5 protein-coding genes are annotated in these 5,770 nt (G+C 47.9%); 4 read left to right on the top strand and 1 reads right to left on the bottom strand.

Going from position 1 to position 5,770, the window contains the following annotated elements:
• The first annotated feature begins 119 nt into the window (after positions 1–119).
• The 4 genes from Q0546_RS01915 to Q0546_RS01900 all read left to right on the top strand — a co-directional run bounded on the left by Q0546_RS01915 (position 120) and on the right by Q0546_RS01900 (position 4,415).
• Positions 120–1,292, top strand: coding sequence for a cation:proton antiporter (locus Q0546_RS01915; protein ID WP_298055945.1), 1,173 nt, complete (start codon positions 120–122; stop codon positions 1,290–1,292).
• A complete protein-coding gene (locus Q0546_RS01910; protein ID WP_298790019.1) occupies positions 1,289–2,563 on the top strand; it encodes a citrate synthase in 1,275 nt (424 codons plus the stop codon). The genes Q0546_RS01915 and Q0546_RS01910 overlap by 4 nt, the downstream gene beginning before the upstream one ends.
• Positions 2,564–2,840: 277 nt before the next feature.
• On the top strand, positions 2,841–3,713 hold the full coding sequence (locus tag Q0546_RS01905) for a 3'(2'),5'-bisphosphate nucleotidase CysQ (protein ID WP_298790017.1): 873 nt from the start codon (positions 2,841–2,843) through the stop codon (positions 3,711–3,713).
• Positions 3,714–3,884: 171 nt separating this feature from the next.
• Positions 3,885–4,415, top strand: coding sequence for a hypothetical protein (locus Q0546_RS01900; protein WP_298790015.1), 531 nt, complete (start codon positions 3,885–3,887; stop codon positions 4,413–4,415).
• A 166-nt stretch (positions 4,416–4,581) separates the two neighbouring features.
• On the opposite strand, the gene tsaD is transcribed toward Q0546_RS01900, so the two are convergent.
• Positions 4,582–5,580: a tRNA (adenosine(37)-N6)-threonylcarbamoyltransferase complex transferase subunit TsaD gene (tsaD, locus tag Q0546_RS01895; protein ID WP_298790021.1), complete on the bottom strand. Its 999-nt coding sequence runs from the start codon at positions 5,578–5,580 to the stop codon at positions 4,582–4,584.
• Between the last annotated feature and the right edge of the window lie 190 nt (positions 5,581–5,770).

The raw sequence follows: 5,770 nt of genomic DNA, 5'->3' as shown, positions 1-5,770 counted from the left end.
TACCTAGTCAAATTTTAACAAAATCCGCAAAAAGCACTCGCGAGACGAGCCTAAGCGGGTCAAATTTATCAAAGAATAAAAAACCTTAGGCTATAATCCCCCATTTACAAAGGACTTTCTTGCAGGCAAACGGGCTAAATATCCTCATCGCGCTAGCTTTTATCATCTTTACGTCGCCGTATTTTTCTAAAATTTTACGCATCCCTATCGCGCCGGTGGAGATTATTTTGGGTTCGGTAGCCGGGTATTTGGGCTTTATCGGGCACAACGAAATGTTTAAAATCGTGAGCGAAGTCGGCTTTTTCTACCTCATGTTTTTAGCGGGCACGGAGGTCGATCTCAAGCTATTTTTCACGATAGATAAAAAGATCCTAAAAACGGGCGTCGTCTATCTGGCGATACTCTACCTACTCTCGGCGCTGCTGACGTTTTCGTTTGATCTAAACCGCCTTTTTATCCTCATCATGCCGCTGATGGCCGTGGGTATGATATTTACGCTGTTTAAGGAGTACGGCAAAAACGAGGCGTGGCTAAATATCGGCATGCTCATCGGCTCGATCGGCGAGGTCGTGAGCATCACGCTACTAACCTTCGTCGGCGCGTATATGAAATTTGGCGCGGGTAGCGAACTGGCGTTTTCGATCATATATCTGAGCGGATTTTTAGCCGCGGCGGTGATCGGGTACAAGACGCTAAATGTGCTGTTTTGGTGGTATCCGCAGCTGCGCGTCATCCTGATGCCCCACTACGACAACTCCGAAAAAGACATCCGCCTGTGTATGGCGCTGTTTTTTGGCATCATCGCGCTTATGCTTTATTTAAATTTAGAGATAGCTTTCGGCGCGTTTGTAGCAGGCACCTTTATAGCGACATTTTTCGATCACAAAAAAGACCTGCCGCACAAGCTTGCTAGCTTTGGCTTTGGCTTTTTGGTGCCGACATTTTTCGTCCACATAGGCTCGACGTTTAAGCTTAACGCCTTTATGATAGACGGAGTTGTGCGCGACGCAGCGCTGATAACGGGCGTCATGATAGGCTTTAGACTCGCTGCTAGCACGGTGTTTTTAAACATCCTCGGGCTAAAAAACACCGTGCTTTTTGCGCTCTCGCACTCGATGCCACTAACGCTTCTTATCGCGGTTGCTACCATAGCCTACAAATCAGGCGGTATAAATGAAAATTTTTACTTCTCTTTCATACTAGCGAGCCTAACTCAGGCTATAATAGTAACGATTTGTATCAAAATCCTAATGAGCTACGAAAATAAAAATTTGCAAAAGGAGCCAAAATGAGCGATACGGTTACGCTAACAGACAACAGAAACGGCAAAAGCTACGACTTTCCGATACTTCATGGCACCATGGGGCCCGACGTCATCGACATCTCGACCTTTTTTAGCGATACGGGGATGTTTACGTTTGACCGCGGATATACCTCGACGGCGATGTGCCGATCTAGCATCACTTATATCGACGGGTTAAAAGGCGAGCTGATGTACCGCGGCTACGACATCGCGTATCTAGCGGAAAATAAAACCTTCATCGACGTGGCGTATCTGCTGCTAAATAAAGAGCTGCCGAACAAAAAGCAATACGACGAATTTAAACTTGAGCTTAAAAAACGCAGCTTCATTCACGAGGGCATGATGAAAATTTTCGACGCTTTCCCGGATAAGGCGCATCCGATGGCGATTTTGCAGGCAGCGGTATCGGCGCTTTCTGCGTTTTACTTTGATCACCTAAACATGGATAAGCCCGAGGAGTATCACGAGATGGCGATGCGAATAATCGCCAAAATCCCGACCATAGCGGCATTTTCTTATAGATTTTCGCGCGGCCTGCCGATCATTTATCCAAATTTAGACCGTGGCTTTACGGAAAATTTCCTCTACATGATGAGGAGCTACCCGTACGAGCACGTAAATTTGCGCCCGATCGAGGTCAAGGCGCTTGATACGGTCTTTATGCTGCACGCCGATCACGAGCAAAACGCCTCCACGACGACCGTGCGCACGGTGGGCTCGACTCACGCGCACCCGTATGCGTGTATCGCTGCGGGTATCGGAGCGCTATGGGGCTGGGCTCACGGCGGCGCAAACGAGGGCGTCATCCGCCAGCTAGAGCAGATCGGCTCGGTAGAAAACGTAGATAAATACATCGCCCGCGCCAAGGACAAAAACGATCCGTTTAGGCTGATGGGCTTTGGTCACCGCGTGTATAAAAACTTCGATCCGCGTGCAAAGGTGCTAAAATCTATGTGCGACCAGCTGTTTGACGAGATCGGCATAAACACCGAGCTTCTAAAAATTGCCAAAAAGATCGAGGAGATTGCGCTAAACGACGAATATTTCATCTCGCGCAACCTCTACCCGAACGTCGATTTTTACTCGGGACTGATTTTAAAAGCTCTTAGCATACCAAACGATATGTTTGCGGTTATTTTCGTCATCGGCAGGATCCCGGGCTGGATCAGCCAGTGGATAGAGCTAAAAGAACAGGAGAGTATCAAGATAGTCCGTCCAAGACAACTGTACGTGGGCGAGACAAACAGAACGCCGAAATAATTTTAAATTTGGCGGCTTGTCTTTTTCCGCCATACGTCGCCTTAACTATTTAAGTTAAAGTAAAATTTATATTTTCAAAGTGCGGGTCTGGGCAACTCAAATTCGCAAATTTGACTTTAAATTTGAACACAAAACGACAAGGCGAAGTATTTTGAGGTGATTTTTGGGGTTGTGCAGCGAAAATTTTGCGTAGGCTAGACATGTAGTCTGCCGAGCAAAATTTTGGCAAACTCCACAAAAAGCGCTCAAAAGACGAGCCGCTAAAAAAGAAACCAAAATGCAAAATTTAAACGAATTATTACATTTGGCCAAGCTTGCAACCATCAAAGCAGGCGACGAGATAATGAAATTTTACGCCCACAAAGGCTTTGACGACGAGGTTTTAGCGGCTCGTTCGACCCTGAGCGAAAGCGCATGCAGTAAAAACCGCTGGGATTTCGAGGTAAATTTAAAAACCGATCATTCGCCCGTGACCTCAGCCGATCTTGCGGCAAATGCGGCGATATTTGAAACGCTAAAAAGCTCGCAAATCCCGATCTGCTCGGAGGAAAAGATTTTGAGCGAGTCCACGCGGACGTTTTGGCTCATCGATCCGCTAGACGGCACGAAGGATTTTATCGAGGGCAGCGGCGAGTTTTGCGTCTGCATCGCGCTCATAGAAGACGGTCGCCCGATTCTTGGCGTCATCTACGTGCCCGTTACCGGCGAAATTTATAGCGCAGCAAAGGGCGGACGAACGCAAAAAGAGCTCTATAAAAACGGCGCGTTTATCCCGCAAGCTCTAGCCGCAAAAGAGCATGCACCGCAAACGATAATCAGCGGCAAACGCGGCAAAAACGTAACGGCCGGCAAGCTCGCAAGCGCGCTAAATTTGGACATCGCTCGACTAAGCTCGGCGATCAAATACTGCCGCATCGCCGAAAATCTCGCGGGTGCCTATATGCGCTACTCGCCAAGCTCTATCTGGGACAACGCTGCTGGCGAGATGGTCGCCGCGGGCGCGGGAGCAAAGATGCTCGATCTAGCGACGCTAAAAGCGCCGATCTACGACGCAGCCTCGCTAAAAAATAACGAGTTTATCGTCATCGCAAAGGATTTTTTAGGCCGCAAGGATGAAATTTTACGAGCGATAAAAGAGCTAAATTTATAAACCAAAAGGCGACTCGCCGCATTTCAAATTTAAACGGCTCAAGTAAATACATTATATAGCAACGCCAAATTTAAGACCTGCTAGACGAGAATCTATAAATTTCATTTAAAATTTAGCTAAAATCGTAGTCAAATTTCAAGCCCTAAGTCGCCAAACGTTTAAAGGAAACAATTGTTAAAAATCATAAAATCAGTTCTTAGCGTCATTTTCCAGGCTAGAATTTTATTTATCCTTTTTTACTTTTGCGCCTTCGTTACTTTTGCGCCCATGGCGTCTATCTTGGGCGCGGAGATGAGCCAAATGACGCTTTCTGCGCTATTTAACCCGCTCACGATACTATCTTGCGCATTGCTTGCCGTTTATATCGGCTTTAGGGTCGCAGCATATAAAAATCACGGCATAGATTGCAAAATGGACGCCGTATTTTTCATCGCTTTGAGCTGGGTATTTTTTATGCTATTTTGCTTGGCGACGCTTCTTGCGACCATTTTATTTTTGGAGGATTTTAGAAGCTTGCCGTCGCGAGAATTTTGCTCGCTACTTTTGGTGATGGCGATTTTTGCAGCATGGCGCACGCTTAAGAGCTCAGAATACAAATTAAGCGTATTTTACGAGCGAAAAGCCGGCGCAAAAACAAGCATAGTCAAAATTTTAATTTATTCAGTCTTAGCGTTTGCGGCGATTGTCGCGGTATTTTTTTAGCGAAACAATTTTAGATTCTATAAATTTGGCGCTTTTAGCTCATCACGCCAAATTTAGATTTGCCGCGCTTTATACTCGCCCGCTCGCAACAGCGACACAAAAAGCTAAATTTGGGGTAATAATCGCCGAATTTGAGCTAAAAAACAAATTTGACCAAAAGCCAAATCTAAATCCTCGTTAGCTCGCTTCTAGGACTTGCTTGCAGATCAAGCCCTGCAAACTCGCCGCGCAGGTATTTTTCGCGTCCCGCGCGCGCGATCATCGCGGCATTATCGGAGCAAAACTCCAGAGGCGCACAGATGAGCTCGCAGCCGTGCTTCTCGCACAAAGCCTTTAGGCGGGAGCGCAAATTTAGGTTCGCGCTAGCTCCGCCCACGACGCCGAAACGCTCAAATTTACGCTGGGCAAAGATCTTTTCTAGTTTGTTTAAGATGTGCTTGCAAGCCGTATTTTCAAAAGCAAAGCAGATATCCGCGACATCCTGCGTGCCGAGATTTCTGCTTTCGGCGAGTTTTTCGGTTTCGACGCGGACCTGATTTTTTAGCCCCGAGAAGCTATATGCCGTGCGCGCGTCGCCCAGCAGCGGCACGGTAAATTTAAACCTCTCGCGCCCGCTTTTTGCCGCCTTTTCGACCGCTACGCCGCCAGGGTAGCCGAGCCCCAGCATCTTTGCGACCTTATCAAAGCTCTCGCCAAAGCTATCGTCCATCGTCACGGCTAGTACGCTCACGGCCCCGTCCGCGCCGATATCTAGCACCATCGTATGTCCGCCGCTAACGAGCAGTACGCCCGCAGGCAGCCGCGCTTCCTGCGCCAAAAATAACGAATACACGTGCCCCGCGAGGTGATTTACCGCAATTAGCGGCACGCGCAACGACAAGGCGAGCGCCTTTGCCATCGCGACGCCGCCCACTAGGCTCACGGAGAGCCCGGGCTCGTTCGTGACGGCGACGGCTTTTACGCGGGGTAGTTCTGCTTTGATCTGCTCTAAAATTTTAGGTAGCGCAGCCGTATGCAAGCGCGCGGCTAGCTCCGGAACCACTCCGCCAAATGCGCAGTGTTCGGCATCTTGCGAGATTTTTTTGTGAAATTTTAGCTCCAGCGTCTCGATGTCAAGTAGCGCCACCGAGCTATCGTCGCAGCTGCTTTCTATACCCAAAATCAGCCCGCCAGCACTGCCATGTTGTAAATTTTCGCTCATTTTATTGATTTTCCTTTTTTAGCGCATTTTACCGCTTTTTGCTTTCGCGGCTATAAATTCGGCGCGGTTTTTGACAAAGGCGGCAAAATACGCGTGCAAATCGCTCACCGTAGATTTGCAACGAAACCGAATTTGAATAATCTTGAATCCAAAT

This window comes from uncultured Campylobacter sp., assembly GCF_937997465.1.
Lineage (GTDB): Bacteria > Campylobacterota > Campylobacteria > Campylobacterales > Campylobacteraceae > Campylobacter_A.
This window is presented reverse-complemented; position numbering and strand designations above follow the sequence as displayed.

Excerpts from the sequence above, each read along its gene's own strand:
- Q0546_RS01910 (WP_298790019.1), top strand. The coding sequence starts at position 1,289 with ATGAGCGATACGGTTACGCTAACAGACAACAGAAACGGCAAAAGCTAC.
- Q0546_RS01905 (WP_298790017.1), top strand. The coding sequence starts at position 2,841 with ATGCAAAATTTAAACGAATTATTACATTTGGCCAAGCTTGCAACCATC.